The sequence below is a fragment of the Mucilaginibacter terrenus genome (genome assembly GCF_003432065.1).
GTDB lineage: Bacteria > Bacteroidota > Bacteroidia > Sphingobacteriales > Sphingobacteriaceae > Mucilaginibacter > Mucilaginibacter terrenus.
The window spans coordinates 466,847-483,085 of record NZ_QWDE01000002.1 but is presented as its reverse complement, the minus strand read 5'-3'; the positions used below and the strand labels follow the sequence as shown (position 1 = coordinate 483,085).

At 46.4% G+C, this 16,239-nt stretch carries 14 protein-coding genes; 10 read left to right on the top strand and 4 right to left on the bottom strand.

Annotation, left to right across the window (positions count from 1 at the left end):
* Window positions 1-6 precede the first annotated feature (6 nt).
* The 7 genes from DYU05_RS12835 (at window position 7) to DYU05_RS12805 (ending at window position 6,709) form a co-directional block, all read left to right on the top strand.
* Window positions 7-2,265, top strand: a complete 2,259-nt coding sequence (locus DYU05_RS12835) for a GH92 family glycosyl hydrolase (RefSeq protein WP_117383508.1) — start codon at window positions 7-9, stop codon at window positions 2,263-2,265.
* 75 nt (window positions 2,266-2,340) lie between these two features.
* Entirely contained in the window at window positions 2,341-2,727 is a 387-nt protein-coding gene (locus DYU05_RS12830; protein ID WP_117383507.1) for a DUF5071 domain-containing protein, read from the top strand.
* A 162-nt stretch (window positions 2,728-2,889) separates the two neighbouring features.
* The gene (gene fumC / locus DYU05_RS12825; protein ID WP_117383506.1) at window positions 2,890-4,311 is read left to right on the top strand and encodes a class II fumarate hydratase; all 1,422 of its coding nucleotides are present in this window, start codon (window positions 2,890-2,892) and stop codon (window positions 4,309-4,311) included.
* Between the two features lie 49 nt (window positions 4,312-4,360).
* On the top strand, window positions 4,361-4,894 hold the full coding sequence (locus tag DYU05_RS12820) for a hypothetical protein (RefSeq protein ID WP_117383505.1): 534 nt from the start codon (window positions 4,361-4,363) through the stop codon (window positions 4,892-4,894).
* 1 nt (window position 4,895) lies between these two features.
* Entirely contained in the window at window positions 4,896-5,693 is a 798-nt protein-coding gene (locus tag DYU05_RS12815) for a S1/P1 nuclease (protein ID WP_117384000.1), read from the top strand.
* A gap of 78 nt (window positions 5,694-5,771) precedes the next feature.
* A complete protein-coding gene (locus DYU05_RS12810) occupies window positions 5,772-6,218 on the top strand; it encodes a low molecular weight protein-tyrosine-phosphatase (protein WP_117383504.1) in 447 nt (148 codons plus the stop codon).
* The gene (locus DYU05_RS12805) at window positions 6,215-6,709 is read left to right on the top strand and encodes a DUF3347 domain-containing protein (RefSeq protein ID WP_117383503.1); all 495 of its coding nucleotides are present in this window, start codon (window positions 6,215-6,217) and stop codon (window positions 6,707-6,709) included. The genes DYU05_RS12810 and DYU05_RS12805 overlap by 4 nt, the downstream gene beginning before the upstream one ends.
* Window positions 6,710-7,078: 369 nt before the next feature.
* On the opposite strand, the gene DYU05_RS12800 is transcribed toward DYU05_RS12805, so the two are convergent.
* On the bottom strand, window positions 7,079-8,095 hold the full coding sequence (locus DYU05_RS12800) for a tetratricopeptide repeat protein (RefSeq protein ID WP_117383502.1): 1,017 nt from the start codon (window positions 8,093-8,095) through the stop codon (window positions 7,079-7,081).
* A 114-nt stretch (window positions 8,096-8,209) separates the two neighbouring features.
* Here DYU05_RS12800 and DYU05_RS12795 point away from each other — a divergent pair, with 114 nt between their 5' ends.
* The 3 genes from DYU05_RS12795 to DYU05_RS12785 all read left to right on the top strand — a co-directional run bounded on the left by DYU05_RS12795 (window position 8,210) and on the right by DYU05_RS12785 (window position 10,537).
* Window positions 8,210-9,418, top strand: a complete 1,209-nt coding sequence (locus DYU05_RS12795; RefSeq protein ID WP_117383501.1) for a serine hydrolase domain-containing protein — start codon at window positions 8,210-8,212, stop codon at window positions 9,416-9,418.
* 94 nt (window positions 9,419-9,512) lie between these two features.
* Complete coding sequence (locus DYU05_RS12790) at window positions 9,513-9,827, top strand: YbaB/EbfC family nucleoid-associated protein (protein WP_117383500.1); 315 nt, start codon at window positions 9,513-9,515, stop codon at window positions 9,825-9,827.
* A 32-nt stretch (window positions 9,828-9,859) separates the two neighbouring features.
* Window positions 9,860-10,537, top strand: a complete 678-nt coding sequence (locus DYU05_RS12785) for a metal-dependent hydrolase (RefSeq protein ID WP_117383499.1) — start codon at window positions 9,860-9,862, stop codon at window positions 10,535-10,537.
* A gap of 32 nt (window positions 10,538-10,569) precedes the next feature.
* Here the strand turns inward: DYU05_RS12785 and DYU05_RS12780 are convergent, their stop codons facing one another.
* The 3 genes from DYU05_RS12780 to polA form a co-directional block, all read right to left on the bottom strand.
* A complete protein-coding gene (locus DYU05_RS12780; protein ID WP_117383498.1) occupies window positions 10,570-11,832 on the bottom strand; it encodes a glucose-1-phosphate adenylyltransferase in 1,263 nt (420 codons plus the stop codon).
* Entirely contained in the window at window positions 11,829-13,253 is a 1,425-nt protein-coding gene (locus DYU05_RS12775) for a glycogen synthase (protein WP_117383497.1), read from the bottom strand. Before DYU05_RS12775 ends, DYU05_RS12780 begins: the two co-directional genes overlap by 4 nt.
* 171 nt (window positions 13,254-13,424) lie before the next feature.
* On the bottom strand, window positions 13,425-16,235 hold the full coding sequence (gene polA, locus DYU05_RS12770; RefSeq protein WP_117383496.1) for a DNA polymerase I: 2,811 nt from the start codon (window positions 16,233-16,235) through the stop codon (window positions 13,425-13,427).
* Between the last annotated feature and the right edge of the window lie 4 nt (window positions 16,236-16,239).

Sequence of the window (16,239 nt, the reverse complement as noted above, 5' to 3'; positions counted from 1 at the left end):
ACTCCAATGAAGAACAAGCTTATAGCATTTATAGCACTCGCGTTTTTAAGTAACCAGGTATCGGCACAGGTAAAAAAAGCTACGGCTAACACTGACCTTACGCGCTATGTAGACCAAACAATAGGCACCGGCTTTCACGGTCACGTATTTGTTGGGGCAAACCTGCCTTTTGGCGCAGTACAGCTTGGGCCAACACAATTGTCGCAGGGCTGGGATTGGTGTTCGGGTTATCATGTGTCCGATTCTACCATAGTTGGCTTTCAGCACACGCACCTGAGCGGCACCGGTATCGGCGACCTGGGCGATGTTTCTTTTATGCCAACGACCGGCCAGGTGATCGTGAGCAAGGGAACGTTAAAAGATCCGCAGAATGGCTATTTCTCTTTGTTCAGTCACCAGGATGAGGTGATCCGTCCCGGCTACTATAGTGTAAAGCTTAAGCGCTATGGCATCAAGGCAGAACTTACCGCAACAAGCCGCGTAGGAATGCACAAGTATACTTTCCCGCAGGCTGCTGATGCGCACATCATTATAGATCTTGCAGAAGGCATTGCCGACCGCGCTACGGAAACCTATATAAAACAAGTGAATGACCACACCATTGAGGGTTATCGTTACTCACGCGGCTGGGCACGCGATCAGCGCATTTACTTCACAGCCGTTTTCTCCAAAGCCATCAACAACTTTGCGGTTTACGACAGTACAGCCCTCGTCAAAGGCACCATGCTTACAGGTAAGAAGGTAAAAGGTGCGCTAAGCTTTGTTACCACAAAGGGCGAAGTAGTTTACGCTAAAGTGGGTATCTCTCCCGTGAGCACGGCAAATGCGCTGCTCAACATCAACAGTGAAATACCCGGATGGGATTTTAACAAAGTTTCTGCAGCAGCTACTGCTACCTGGAACAAAGAGCTGCACAAGATTACCATTAAGGCAGATTCGCTTTCGCAGCTGAAAAAGTTCTATACGGCCATGTACCACACCATGATAGCGCCGTCTACCTTTAATGATGTAAATGGCGACTATTGGGGTACCGACAAACAGGTGCACAAGGCGGCAAACTTTAAAAATCTAACTACCTTTTCTTTGTGGGACACCTACCGCTCGGCCAATCCGCTGTATACCATTATGGAGCCGGAGCGTGTAAGCGATATGATCAACACCATGCTGGCTATTTACCAGCAGCAGGGCAGGCTGCCCGTATGGCATTTAATGGCTAACGAAACCAACACGATGGTGGGCAACAGCGCCGTTGCTGTAGTTGCCGATGCTTATTTAAAAGGATTTAAAGGCTTTGATGCTAACCTTGCTTACGAGGCGGTGAAAACCACTCAAATGCAAAATATGCGCGGTCTTAAATTTGTGAAAGAGCTGGGCTTTATACCGGCAGACAGCACACGCGAAAACGTTGCTATGGGGCTTGAATATTCTATAAACGACTGGTGCATTGCGCAAATGGCGCGCAAAATGGGCAAGCAGGCCGATTACGAATACTTTAGCAAACGTGCCAAAAATTACCAGAACTACTTTGATAAGCAAACCGGCTTTATGCGGGGCAGGGTGTCTGCAACGCAGTGGCGCACGCCTTTTAACCCGTTTGAATCGCGCCATGAGCAGGATGATTTTACCGAAGGTAATGCCTGGCAGTACACCTGGCTGGTGCCGCATGACGTAGAAGGGCTGATAGCCTTACAGGGCGGCGAAAAGCAGTTTATAACAAAACTCGACTCGCTGTTCATTGCGCAGGGCGACCTGGGCAAAGAGCACTCGCCAGACATTTCGGGGCTGATTGGCCAATATGCGCACGGTAACGAGCCAAGCCACCATATTACTTACCTGTATGCCTATGTGGGCCAGCCGTGGAAATCGGCAGACAAAGTGCGCTTTATCCTAAATAACTTTTACACCACCAAAACTGATGGCGTTATTGGCAACGAGGATGTAGGGCAGATGTCGGCGTGGTATGTATTATCAGCTTTAGGCTTTTATCCGGTAAACCCGGCTAACGGCATGTACGTGTTTGGCAGCCCAACCGTTAATGAGGCAACTATAAATTTACCCGCAGGTAAAAAGTTCCATGTATTGGTTAAGAACAACAGCGCTGCAAACAAATATATTGCAAGTATTACACTCAACGGCAAGCCCTACACCTTTAACTACCTTCCTCACCGGGAGCTGGCTGCTGGCGGCGAACTGGTAATTACCATGGCAGGTAAGCCAACAAGCTTTGGAACATCCGTTGCAAGCCGGCCGAAGTCAGTTTATTAGGCGCTAATGAGCAATATTAGCCAAGCGGTTTGCTCAATTGATTTAATAGGTTATATTAGTAAAGAATGAACGTTAATGAACTATATACCTAATAATCCAAGAGATATGCGGGCAACCCAGTATCTTCATAGCTTACCATTCGACACAATCAGGAATGATGTCCCAAAACTATTGGAATGGCTTCAAGATATGCATTGGCCTGTTGCACCACCGATAGCCGTTTATCTGAGGCCACACCTAAATGAAATAACTCAAGACCTATTAGCTGTTTTAGATTCTGATGATACCATGTGGAAGTACTGGATCATTCTAAATTTGTTAGACTATTATCCAGGCAAACTTCCTGATGATATCATTAATACACTAAAAATAATTGCCGTAACTCCAACCGCTATGGAAGCTGACGATACAGTAGATGAGGTCGCAAGGGATCTCTTGAATAAGCTTAACATCAAAGTGTAGTAAAAACATTTGGTGGTGACAAAAGGGGCAGTGCTTGTATAAAGCATATGTTATTCACGTTGCTAATCAGCCATCCAAAATGTACCAAAAAGATTACCCTTTCGGCTTTAGCATACTTCGCATAAAACCATAACTTTGCCGCTGCAAAAACATACTATCGTTATGAGTTTCAGAACCGAATATGACACCATGGGCGCGGTACAGGTACCGGCCGACAAATACTGGGGCGCACAAACCGAGCGCAGCCGCAACAACTTTAAAATAGGCCCGGAGGCATCAATGCCAAAGGAAATTATAGATGCCTTTGCCTACCTTAAAAAGGCAGCCGCCTACACCAATACTGACCTTGGCGTACTAACTGCCGAGAAACGCGACCTGATAGCACAGGTTTGCGACGAGATATTGACAGGCGCTTTAGATAGTGAGTTCCCGCTGGTGATCTGGCAAACAGGCTCGGGCACACAATCAAACATGAACGTGAACGAAGTGGTTGCTAACCGCTCTCACGTACTACAGGGTAACACCCTGGGCGAGGGCAAAACCTTTATCCACCCGAATGATGATGTGAACAAATCACAGTCCTCAAACGATACCTACCCTACTGCAATGCACATTGCAGCATACAAGATACTGATGGATGTAACCATCCCCGGTATTGAAAAACTGCGCGACACCCTGCAGGCTAAAAGCGAAGCGTTCAAGAGCGTAGTAAAGATTGGCCGTACCCACCTGATGGACGCCACCCCGCTTACTTTGGGCCAGGAGTTCTCCGGTTACGTATCACAATTAAATCACGGTTTGAAGGCCCTGCGCAACACGCTGGACCACCTGAGCGAACTTGCCCTTGGCGGCACCGCTGTGGGCACAGGCATTAATACCCCTAAAGGTTATGATGTTAAAGTAGCGCAGTACATTGCCGAGTTTACAGGCCTGCCATTTATCACCGCCGAAAATAAGTTTGAGGCACTGGCTGCCCACGACGCTATTGTAGAAAGCCATGGCGCGCTGAAGCAGATAGCGGTTTCTTTAATGAAGATTGCTAACGATATCAGGATGCTGGCCTCTGGTCCGCGTTCAGGCATCGGCGAGATACACATACCGGATAATGAACCGGGCTCATCTATTATGCCTGGCAAAGTAAATCCAACCCAAAACGAAGCGGTTACTATGGTTGCCGCGCAGGTAATGGGTAACGATGTGGCTATATCTATAGGAGGCTCTAACGGCCACTATGAACTGAACGTATTTAAGCCGGTTATGGCCGCTAACTTTTTACAGTCGGCAAGGCTGATAGGTGATGCCTGCGTATCTTTTAACGATCATTGCGCGGTAGGCATTGAGCCGAACTACGAAGGCATTAAAAAACACCTGGAAAATTCTTTGATGCTGGTAACTGCGCTTAACCCGCACATAGGTTACGAGAACGCTGCTAAAATCGCCAAAACAGCGCTTAAAGAAGGCACATCACTTCGCGAAGCTGCAATAGGCCTGGGCTTACTCACCAGCGAGCAGTTTGACCAGTGGGTGCGTCCTGAAGATATGATAGGCAGTTTACCCCCCAGCCCCCTAAAGGGGGAGCAATAATGCACATAGCCCCTTCTGGTTTATTAAAGAAGGGGCTTTTTGATATACCATGCAAAAGCGTTTCGTCTTTTTCCGCTCGCCTTTTCTTTTAACTCTGGCTTTTTGCCTTCTGCTTTCCGCTTTAAGCTTCCCGGGCTGCAAATTCAACCCCGATTACCAGGAGCAGGGGCAGCAGTACCTACAGGGCGAATGGCTGCAGGATACATCAGCCCTCCAAAAACAGCTGGTTACCGCAACGGCCTACAGGCTGAAGTTTAGCTGTGATTCGTTTTTTGTAAGCATGAATTCATTCTCAAAGGCTGTTGCAGGTGCAGACACTTGCATAAAAAACGGCCATTGGGCCGAGTTTGCCAAAGGCATTTACCAGCAAAAACACGATACACTGATACTAAAGGGCTTGTTTTGCAACCCCAACTTTAGCTACAAGGTAGAAGGCGGTTGTTTCCGGTACGGCAACTACCAGGAAGCCTTCAAAGTAAAAAAACAAACAGACTCAATTGTGCGGTTTGCACCGCTGGCCAGCGTACTTCCTTTCAATGCCAGACTCATTAAACGAAATACTTGTATTCCAAAACCACTTTAAAATGAAATCGATCAGGATCTTTTTACTTGCAATTGCCATCATGTACCTGCCTGTACAAACCATGGCATGGGGAACAAACGGCCACCGTATATGCGGGCAAATAGCCGACAGCTACTTAACGCCAAAGGCACGTGCCGCTATCAAAGCCATCCTGGGTGACGAAAGCATTGCCATGACAAGCAATTGGGCCGATTTTATTAAGTCTGACCCGGCCTATAATTACCTTTCGGTATGGCACTATGTCGATTTTGATAAACGTATGACCTACCCCGAAATGCAGGCATACCTGAAAGCCGATACCACTACCGATGCTTATACCAAGATGAACTTTTTAATAGGCGAACTAAAGAAAAAGAACCTGTCAAAAACCAGCAAGGTGCTGTACCTGCGTATGCTGATACATATTGTTGAAGACGTTCACCAGCCAATGCACACTGCACACACTGCAGACAAGGGTGGTAATGATGTAAAACTTACCTGGAACAACAACCCGCAGCCAACCAATTTGCACTCGATATGGGATTCCCAACTGATAGATATGCAGCAGTTGAGCTTTACTGAGTACGTAGCCTGGATAAACCACACTACGGCCAAGCAACGCGCCGAATTGCAGGCAGCACCGGTAAGTCAATGGCTATTTGAATCGAGCCAGCTGGCAGAAAAGATTTATGCTGATGTAGAAGGCAAAGACAAAGTAAGCGGTTACAATTACAACTTTAAGTTTATAGGCGTGCTTAACCAACAGCTTTTAAAAGGCGGCGTAAGGCTTGCTGGCGTATTAAACCAACTTTTTGGTTGATTAAGAGAGTAGTTGATTAGGTGAATAGTTGTTTAACTACTCACTTAATCAACATAATCAACCATTCATACTGAAACAATGAAAATACTAATGGTTTGCCTTGGCAATATCTGCCGTTCGCCACTTGCGGAAGGCATAATGCGCCATGAGGCACAAAAAGCAGGACTCGACTGGGAAGTTGACTCGGCAGGCACGGGTGACTGGCATGTTGGCCGCCCGCCCGACAGGCGCTCTATAGCAGCTGCCCTGGCGCAGGGTGTGGACATTAGCAAACAAGTATGCCGCTTATTCAACGTGCGCGATTTTGACGACTTTGACCTGATACTGGTGATGGACCGCAGTAACCTGGCCGATATACTGGCAAAAGCCCGCAGTCCCGAAGATCGTGAGAAAGTAAAACTGCTGTTAGGCAATAATATAGTACCCGATCCGTATTATGATGACACCCAGTTTGCCCCAGTTTATAAATTGATTGAGGCGGGGTGTAAAGAGATCATCAGGCAATATAAAGACAAACAGATATGAAAGCATTATTCCTCGGTTTTGTAATAGTTTTTAGCAGCCTTGCTGCCAGCGCTCAGCAAGTGAGCGGTACAGACAAAGTAATTACATCTTACATAGCATTGAAGAACGCTCTTGTAGGCAGCAATGCAGCGCTTGCTAAAACCCGCTCTAAGGAGTTGCTGAATACCCTTTCAGTTAAACCGGCGGATTTAAAGCCTGCGCAGCAATTACTATACAGCAAGTATGCTGACAAGTTGAAATTAGACAGTCGCCATATTAGCGAGAGTAGTGTGCTTGCACGTCAGCGTGAACATTTCTCAAGCTTATCTAAAAACATGTACGCGTTGTTGTCCGCCCTCAAGACCAACAGCAGCCCGCTTTACCAGCAGTATTGCCCTATGAAAAAGGCTTCATGGCTAAGCGAAACGGAAGAGATACGCAACCCTTATTACGGCGACGAAATGCTGGAGTGCGGCACTGTAAAAGCAACCCTAAATCCGGCATCAAAATAACTCTCCACAGATATAAAAGAAGCGGCTGTTCTCTTGGGGACAGCCGCTTCTTTTTTGGCGCGTTCAGGAGCTAAATCTCTAAAACGGCCGATTTATTAAATGCAAATTTATTTTAAAATAGCGGCTCAAATCGGTGTGGTTTTTGAAGGTTCAGGTAAAGATTTCCAGGCAAAATCAGCCATTTTGATGCTGATATAGCACTTTTTTGAGGATAAGCGTACAAGTGTTCAAATTGCCAAAAAAACAGCTTCGGCACAAAAAAAGCTGAACACTTTTGAACACTACACCGGTAAAGTGAACGCAAAGCCACTGCCCACGCCTCTGGCTCTCTCCACCAAATACCAGCGTTTGTCTCAGGCGTTAACACCATTAAATAGATGGGTGATTCCCTGCTAACCACGTGTTTAAAGAAGCCACCTTTGGGGCGTTAGTAGCTATCCATCTCGCACTCTCCGTTAGGGCCTCCTGGCTGATGTACCGCGCAAACGCCGGCATGTGCACGGCAGCATTAACCTTGCCGAAATGATCTGCCAGGCTGTGCCAAAAGTAGTGCTTATCCCGCGGTGCTGCAGCAAGCTTTGTTATAACGGCATCCAACTGCGCAGCCAACAGGTCTGCCTGCGAGGCGTACTTCCTTGTTTTGAAAACGCTTAGAGCTTTTACAATCAGTCCATTTTGATAGGTGATGTAGGGTGTAGCAACTGCTTTGTAACCCCGCTCCGGTTTAAGTGCGCCACCTTGTAAAATGTTCTGCAGGTTACCGAAAGCTTCCGTACTGCGTACTCCCGTAGGTTCAAGCGATAAAAAGTAGCAAAAACCCAGTATAGCTTCAGTTCGTTTATTCTGATGAAAAGTAGCAAGGGCGTACATTCTTGCGCTGCCTGCATCTTTTATGTCGCGCTTCAGCGCATCTGCAAACTGCTGTTCGGCCGCGGCATACTCCTTTGCTTTAAAGTAAGCAATGCCCAGGTTATAGTAGATCCGCTGGTTGGAGCTGTCCGCAGCTATGGCGTTTTTGTAGGCGGCAATAGATTCCTCAGAACGGTTTAAATTACCATAGATGCTACCCTGTAAGCTATATGCGGCAGCAGCAAACTTGCTGTCGGTACTGCCCTTGATAGCATTATGAATATAAGTTACCGCATCCGCACTCCTGCCCGATGAAAAGAGGACGAAGGCCATTTGGTAATTTGCTTGTGCATTCTCCGGCTGCAGCGATAGTGCTGCCTTGTATTTTGCTACTGCACCAGAGTATTCCTTCTGATTTCCTAATTCAATACCCTGCTTTATAAATATTGAAACACTATCAGTTTTACCCTGGGAGAATCCAGTAGAGCTTGTTGCAATAAACACAACAGCCAATAACAATAAACGGTAGATTTTCATGCGCTAATTTAACTCGCTTTTAATAATGTTGAAACATTACTCAAAAAATTCTCTTTTACCTCCTATATAATTTCTAATTTTCGCCCGGCATTTACCCTTGGATCTGTTTTGCATATGAATGTTGTTCTTAAAAGCACACTGTCGTTCTTAATTCCCTTATTCTTAATCACTTCCTGCTCATCAGGCTCGGCTGATAAAAAGAACGGCATCAATCCCGAAAAACCATTTGATCCGGCTAAGTTTTTAAAATACGACCCTAAAGACGGCGACAAAAAGATAGCTGCCTTTATGGAACACCTGCATAAGGTAAGTGGCTTTAATGGCAATGTTCTGGTCGCTAAAAAAGGAAAGATATTATATGAAGGTTCTTATGGCTGGGCTAACCACCTTACCCGTGATAGCCTTAAACTAGACTCGAAATTCGAGCTGGCATCCGTTACTAAAACCATGACGGGTACCGCCATTATGCAGCTATGGGAACGCGGCAAAATAAAGCTTGATCAGGATGTAAGAGATTTCTTTCCGGACTTCCCATATGAAGGTGTAACTATTCGCTTGCTGCTTACGCACCGCTCGGGCATGATGAATTACGTTTACTTTATTGACGGCGTTTTCCGGAGCGAGCATCGCGACCAGCGCAAGGGCGTTTCCAACAAGGAAGCAATGGCTATGATAGCGCAGTACAAACCGGCACGTTTTAACAAACCAAACGTTAGGTTCCTGTACAACAACTCCAACTTTATGGTGCTGGGATCTATTATAGAAAAGGTTACCGGCCAAAGTTACGCCGATTACATGATGCAGAACATTTTTAAACCTGCAGGCATGACCCATACAGCGGTTTACTCTAAAGCAGTATATGATAAAATACCTGTGGACGTTGTTGGGCACGACCGCAATAGCTGGAAGTACTCTGTAGCTCAAAACTTTTTGGACGGCCCTGTTGGCGATAAGGGTATTTACAGCACCGTAGGTGACCTTTATGTATTTGACCAGGCATTGCGCGCGGGCAAGCTCATGAAACCCGCTACCCAGGATTCAGCCTATACAGCACATAACCCCATGATACGCGGGCACTTCAATTACGGCTACGGCTGGAGGATATTTGAAGCACCTAACGAAAAGGTAGTCTACCACACCGGCTGGTGGCACGGTTTTCGCCACATTTATTTACGCGATCTTAAAAACGATGTTACCATTGTTTTGTTAGGTAATTTGGTAAACGGCAGCCTGCTGCACCTGGATGATCTGTTTAAAATGACGGGCATGCCGGTAGTGCGCAAAGGTGCTTACAATGGCGCCGGCGATACGGCTGAGGATTGATGATAGTAATGGTTGGTAGTAAATTATTTTAACACTGATTAATAATGAACAACCAATCACTTGATCAACTTTATAAACTACTAACTTAATACCTATGTTCGACAAAATATTAGAAGCACAGCAAAAAGCCGGCGAAATGAAACAGCGCCTGGATACCATAAGTGTAACCGGCACCGCTGAAGGTGGCAAAATAACCGTTACTGCTAATGCCAATAAAGTTATTCAGTCCATTACCATAGACGAGGCTTTTCTTAAAGAGGCCGACAAGGAAGAACTGGAAGAACTAATGGCTATTGCTGTTAATAAAGCGCTGGAGCAGGCAGAAAATGTAAGCCAGAGCGAAATGGCATCCATGGCAAACAACATGTTTGGTGGCATGGGCGGCTTGGGAAGCCTGTTTGGCAAATAGATTGGGCAATCGTATTATAAAGCATATTACCTATGAAACTTACTTACTACGGTCAGTCTTGCCTTGAACTTGAGGCAAACGGCACCAAATTATTATTCGATCCGTTTATCAGCCAAAATCCTTTGGCTAAAAATATTGATGTAAGCGCATTGAAACCAGATTACATCCTGGTATCGCATGGGCACGGCGACCATGTTGGCGACCTGACACAGGTACAAAAACAAAGCGGAGCAAAGGTTATTTGCATTGCCGAAATAGCTGGCTGGCTGGGCAAACAAGGTATTGATAACGCTCACGGCATGAACATTGGCGGCGCATTCAATTTTGAATTTGGCCGCGTTAAAATGGTAAATGCCGTACACTCCAGTGCCTTACCTGATGGCAGCAATGGTGGTAACCCTGCAGGTTTTGTAATTACGTTTAACGGGCAGAAGGTTTACTTTGCGGGAGATACCGCGCTTACTTATGACATGAAGCTACTGGAAGACGAAAACCTGGATTGGGCTATCCTGCCAATTGGCGATAACTATACAATGGGTGCCGATGATGCCATTAAGGCTGCGTCTTTTATCAATTGCAAGGATATTGTAGGCGTTCACTATGATTCTTTCCCGGTAATAGAAATTAATAAGGACGAGGTGCAGGAAAAGTTTATTAAAGCAGGCCTCAACCTTAAGCTACCAGCAATAGGCGAAAGCATTGAGTTGTAAAAAAGGCCCCTCATGGGGCCTTTCTATTATGTTTAAATAACGGTTCCGCTCGGGATCACCGCTCTTTTCTTAATGATTACTATACCATCTACCACGGTATAAGTTGGGTAATCTCCGTCAGGAAGTTTTTTATTGCAGTTGATCTTGACGTCATCTCCTATGTAAGTGTTCTTGTCAATTATAGCATTCTTAATGGTACACCTGTCGCCAATACCCATTGCAGGAACACCAGCTTCTTTCGCTGCAGCGATTTCCTCAAGGGTTTGGTAATTATCGCTTCCCATTATATAACAGTTCTCAATGCTGGTATAAAGCCCTATGCGGGTACGTATACCAACAATAGAGCGATTGATTAGGCTGGCGTTAATAATGCAGCCATCGGCAATTATCGACTTCTCTAAGTGTGTACCCGATACCTTTGTTGGCGGCAGCATGCGCGCCCTGGTATAGATGTGGTTCTTATCGAAAAGGTTAAACTCTGGTATATCGTCCGTTAAGCCGAGGTTAGCTTCAAAGAACGATGGAATGGTACCTATATCTGTCCAGTAACCTTCGTACTGGTAGCTCACTACTTTATGCCCCTGTATAGATTGCGGAATAATCTCCTTACCAAAATCGGTCTGGTCGTTACTTTCCAGCAATTCGTACAGCAATTTGCGGTTAAAGATGTAAATACCCATTGATGCCAGGTATAAACGGCCCTTCTCCTTCATTTCAGGACTAACTTCTGACACCCATTCCTCAAAGCCGGTCTTGGGTTTTTCAATGAAAGCCGTAATGTTATTTTCGGCATCGGTTTTCAGGATACCAAACCCGGGCACATCGCGCTCGTGTACCGGTATTGTAGCAATAGATATATCAGCTTTAGATTCTACGTGCTGCTGTATCATTTCCTCAAAATCCATCTGGTACAGTTGATCGCCGGAAAGGATAAGCACGTAATCAAACTCATGCACGGCCAGGTGATGTAAGCTTTGCCTTACAGCATCAGCAGTTCCCTGGAACCAACCCGCACTGGTCGGCGTTTGCTCAGCAGCGAGTATATCAACAAAAGCAGTACTGAACGTGCTGAAGTGATACGTGTTCTTAATATGCTTATTAAGCGATGCCGAGTTGAATTGTGTGAGTACAAATATCCTGTTGATGTTGGAGTGCAGGCAGTTGGAGATTGGGATATCTACCAAACGGTATTTGCCGGCAATTGGTACAGCCGGTTTTGAGCGTGTTTGTGTTAGTGGTGCTAAACGGCTGCCCTGGCCTCCGCCAAGTACAATGCTGATCACTTTCGATGTCATGGTTGAGGGATTAAACTGTTATACAGATTTATATATTCTTGAGCCGAGCGCCCCCACGAAAAGTCGAGGCCCATCATCCGCTTTCGCAGCAGCTGCATTTTTTTTGTGTCCTGGTAAAGCTCCACAGCTCGCGCCATGGAATATGTAATATCGTCTGCTGTGGCATTTTCAAAACGTATGCCATAGCCACCAGCTTCGTCTAAATCAATTACAGTATCTTTAAGACCACCAGTGGTACGTACAACAGGTATGGTGCCGTAGCGTATAGCGTATAGCTGGTTAAGGCCACACGGTTCTACCCGCGATGGCATAAGCAGGAAATCGGCGCCTGCATATATTACGTGCGCCAAAGCTTCATCGTACCCTATAAATACATTACAGTTCTGCGGAAACTCACCCTTAAGCGCCTGCATGGCTAATTCCGTTTCTTTGTCACCTGTACCCAGTATCAGGAAGTTTATGCCATTAGGGTGCTGCCTTATGCTGCGTTCGATAGCTTCGGGCAGTAGGTCGGCACCTTTTTCTACTACCAGCCTGCCTATGAATACAACAAGCGGTTTGTTTATATCGAGGTTAAACCTGTCACAAAGTTCTTTCTTATTAGCTTTCTTGCCTTTATCAACAGAGGACGTATTAAAATGATTCAGCACCATGGGGTCACTTTCCGTGTTCCACACGTCGGTATCAATCCCATTAACGATGCCGACGCCTTTCGCTCTTTCCACCCAGAATAAATACTCAAGCCCGTTAGAGTTTATGGTTAGTTCGTGCAGATAGTTGGGAGATACCGTCGTATACTTCCAGCAGCATTTTACGGCGCAGGCCAGGGGGTTTATTCCGCCTGCCCATTCCAGTAAGCCTGTCTTTAATGCATCTATTTCCGGCAGGTAGTTCAGCTTTTCCCAGCCAAATGCCCCATGGTATTGTCCGTTATGAATGGTAAAAACGGTTGGTATATGCGCCAGCCTGCGGTATAGCGCCGAATGGTACATCAGGAACGGGACCAGCCCGGTGTGGTGATCGTGGCAGTGTACCACATCCGGCGTTTGCCCGCTCCAGTTTATCCAGTCCAGAAAACAGATCTGAAAAGCCAGAAACTGCTCCCTTTCATCAGGGTAGCTGTAGATGTTCTCCCTATCCAGCAGGCCGGGTACCTTAATCATGAAAAGCTCGAACCCGAGTTTATCGGTGGTTTCCTTTACAATTTCAAAGTATATGCGCCGGTCGCCCAGTAATGTAAGTCCTTGGAAAACCACCTCGAAAGTATTCTCGTGTACGAACTTGCGGTTGTAGTACGGTATAACCACGGCGGCGTTTAGCCCTGCCTGATTTTGGTACTTGGGTAACGCGCCAACAACATCTGCAAGCCCGCCAACTTTAGCTATAGGATAACATTCGGCACTAAGGTGGTAGATTCTCATTTAAGGACTATATAGTGGTTAAGGTACTAAACATTTCCCCACATGAACAAACACATTATTCTAAAAATGTGTTTGGAACGATGTAAGAATTTAATGAAAGTAAACCCGTAATTGCCGAATTGATATTTTCTATAAAGTCTCTCCCCGCATTATTGCGAAATGGCAAAAATGTTAATGCGCCTCTAACCAGTTTGCTCCCGTACCTATCTCTACCATTATTGGCACTTCGGTTTTAATGGCGTTCTTCATGTTTTCCAGTATGATGGGCTTTACGATCTCAATTTCGTGATTAGGCACGTCAAACACCAATTCGTCATGCACCTGCATGGTCATGCGTGCATCCAGCTTGCGGGATTTAAATTCCCGGTGTATGTTGATCATGGCTATCTTGATCATGTCGGCTGCTGAGCCCTGAATAGGAGCGTTGATGGCATTTCGTTCGGCAAAACCGCGAACAGTTTGATTGGCAGAGTTGATATCGCGTAAGTATCTCCGGCGGCCCATCAGGGTAGTTACGTAGCCGTTCTCGCGTGCAAAGTTCATGGTGTCGGCCATGTATTGTTTTATGCCGGGGTATTGGGCAAAGTAGTTCTCTATGATCTCTGCAGCCTCTTTGCGGGGTATGCCCAGGTTCTGTGACAATCCAAACGCTGATTGCCCGTAGATGATACCAAAGTTTACTGCTTTGGCATTCCGGCGCTGCGTGCTGTCTACCTCATCTAATCCTACGCCATATACTTTGGCAGCGGTGGCGGTGTGGATGTCGATATTGTTGGTAAAAGCCGACCGCATATTCTCGTCTTTGCTTATTTCGGCTATAATGCGAAGCTCGATCTGCGAATAATCCGCAGAAACTATGCTGTGGTTCTCATCCCGCGGAATGAAGGCCTTGCGTACCTCGCGGCCACGTTCTGTACGGATGGGTATGTTTTGAAGGTTAGGGTTATTGGAGCTTAACCTGCCAGTCGCGGCAACTGCCTGGTTATAGCTGGTATGTACCCGACCTGTTTTTGGATTAACCATTGTTGGCAATGCATCCACATAGGTAGATTTTAGCTTTTGCAGCTGGCGGAAATCCAATATGTCCCGCACAATGTCGCTTTTAGAAGCAAGCGCCAGCAGCACGTCCTCTCCGGTTTGGTATTGCCCTGTTTTGGTCTTTTTCGCCTTTGGATCAAGCATCAGCTTTTCAAATAATACTTCGCCCAATTGCTTTGGCGATGCTATGTTGAAACGCACACCCGCTTTTTCATATACCGTTTTTTCTAAACGGCCCAGGTCGGTCTCCAGCTCTTTAGAAAACTCGCGCAGCGTGTCATGGTCAATGCGCACTCCCTCGTGCTCAACATCTGCTAACACATATATCAACGGGTTCTCAATCTCGTGTAGAAGCTTATCTGCTCCTACCGCTGTTATCTTGGGCGCGAATACGTCCCGTAGCTGCAGGGTAACGTCGGCATCTTCTGCAGCGTAGTCTTTTATCTTTTCAATCTCCACATCACGCATGTTGCCCTGGTTCTTGCCCTTAGGACCAATCAGCTCGGTAATGGAAACAGGCGTGTAGTTGAGGTAGTTCTCGCTCAGTACATCCATGTTGTGGCGGGTGTCCGGGTCTATCACGTAGTGCGCCATCATAGTATCAAACAGATCGCCCTTCATTTCCACATCATACCACTTCAGCATCAGGATGTCAAACTTCAGGTTCTGCCCTATTTTACTTATTGCCTCATTCTCAAATAACGGCTTAAACTCGGCGACTATCTTTTTGGTCTCTGATTCGTCATGCGGTACAGGCACGTACCAGCCATGATGGTGTTTGATAGCGAATGACAAACCCACCAGTTCGCAATGATTGGCATCGGTACCGGTGGTCTCGGTATCAAAGCAAATGCTTTTCTCCTGTTTTAATATATTGATGAGCTCAGCGCGTTTTTCAAACGTATCTACCAGGATGTACTCATGCTCGGTATTATTAATATTTTTTGCCTCTGCCTGTGCCGGTGCTTCATAAATGTCCTGGACATCCACATTAAGCGTGGTTCGGCCCTCGGCAGTTGGGTTGCCAAACAAATCTGTCTGCACCGAAACGGCACGGGTTTCCGTAATGCTAAAGTCGTCGCCGAATACCCGACGGCCCAGCGTACGGAACTCCAACTCAGCAAATAAGGGCTCCAGCAGATCCTTGCTGGGCGCGCACATTTCCAGCCCGGCTTCGTCCAACTCTACAGGAGAGTTAAGATTGATGGTCGCTAATCGCTTAGACATTAAGCCCTGCTCGGCATACTTTTCTACATTCTCGCGCAGCTTGCCTTTAAGCTCGTGGCTGTGGGCAATTATCTCTTCAACGGAACCATATTGTTTGATGAGCGTCTTTGCTGTCTTCTCACCCACACCCGGGATACCCGGAATACCATCTACGGCATCTCCCCAAAGCCCAAGTATATCAATCACCTGCTCCGGCCGTTCTATCTCCCATTTGGCAAGTACTTCCTTAACACCCAATATCTCCATATCGTTACCCATACGGGCAGGCTTGTAAATGTGGATGTTCTCAGACACCAATTGTGCAAAGTCTTTATCAGGGGTCATGCAATACACCTGGTAGCCTTTTGCCTCGGCCTTTTTTGCGAGCGTGCCTATAATGTCGTCGGCCTCGTAGCCGTCTGATGTAATCAAAGGGATATTAAAGCCCAGCACCACTTTAAATATGTATGGCAACGCTTTGGACAAGTCCTCCGGCATGGCCTCACGGTGCGCTTTATATGCTTCATATTCGGTATGGCGGTCGGTAGGTGCATCGGTATCAAACACTACGGCCATGTGGGTGGGTTTTTCTTTACGCAGGACATCCAGTAACGTGTTTGTAAATCCCATTACTGCCGACGTGTTAAACCCACCTGAGGTAAAACGCGGGTTTTTACTTAAAGCAAAATGCGCCCTGTAAATAAGCGCCATACCATCTAATAGAAACAGTTTTTTCATAAGA

Bases quoted from the DNA above. Each gene is read 5' to 3' on its own strand.
- DYU05_RS12835 (WP_117383508.1), top strand. From the start codon at position 7: ATGAAGAACAAGCTTATAGCATTTATAGCACTCGCGTTTTTAAGTAAC.
- DYU05_RS12805 (WP_117383503.1), top strand. From the start codon at position 6,215: ATGAAAGCATTATTCCTCGGTTTTGTAATAGTTTTTAGCAGCCTTGCT.
- DYU05_RS12780 (WP_117383498.1), bottom strand. From the start codon at position 11,832: ATGACATCGAAAGTGATCAGCATTGTACTTGGCGGAGGCCAGGGCAGC.
- DYU05_RS12800 (WP_117383502.1), bottom strand. From the start codon at position 8,095: ATGAAAATCTACCGTTTATTGTTATTGGCTGTTGTGTTTATTGCAACA.
- DYU05_RS12795 (WP_117383501.1), top strand. From the start codon at position 8,210: ATGAATGTTGTTCTTAAAAGCACACTGTCGTTCTTAATTCCCTTATTC.
- polA (WP_117383496.1), bottom strand. From the start codon at position 16,235: ATGAAAAAACTGTTTCTATTAGATGGTATGGCGCTTATTTACAGGGCG.
- DYU05_RS12815 (WP_117384000.1), top strand. From the start codon at position 4,896: ATGAAATCGATCAGGATCTTTTTACTTGCAATTGCCATCATGTACCTG.
- DYU05_RS12790 (WP_117383500.1), top strand. From the start codon at position 9,513: ATGTTCGACAAAATATTAGAAGCACAGCAAAAAGCCGGCGAAATGAAA.
- DYU05_RS12775 (WP_117383497.1), bottom strand. From the start codon at position 13,253: ATGAGAATCTACCACCTTAGTGCCGAATGTTATCCTATAGCTAAAGTT.
- DYU05_RS12785 (WP_117383499.1), top strand. From the start codon at position 9,860: ATGAAACTTACTTACTACGGTCAGTCTTGCCTTGAACTTGAGGCAAAC.
- fumC (WP_117383506.1), top strand. From the start codon at position 2,890: ATGAGTTTCAGAACCGAATATGACACCATGGGCGCGGTACAGGTACCG.
- DYU05_RS12830 (WP_117383507.1), top strand. From the start codon at position 2,341: ATGAACTATATACCTAATAATCCAAGAGATATGCGGGCAACCCAGTAT.
- DYU05_RS12820 (WP_117383505.1), top strand. From the start codon at position 4,361: ATGCAAAAGCGTTTCGTCTTTTTCCGCTCGCCTTTTCTTTTAACTCTG.
- DYU05_RS12810 (WP_117383504.1), top strand. From the start codon at position 5,772: ATGAAAATACTAATGGTTTGCCTTGGCAATATCTGCCGTTCGCCACTT.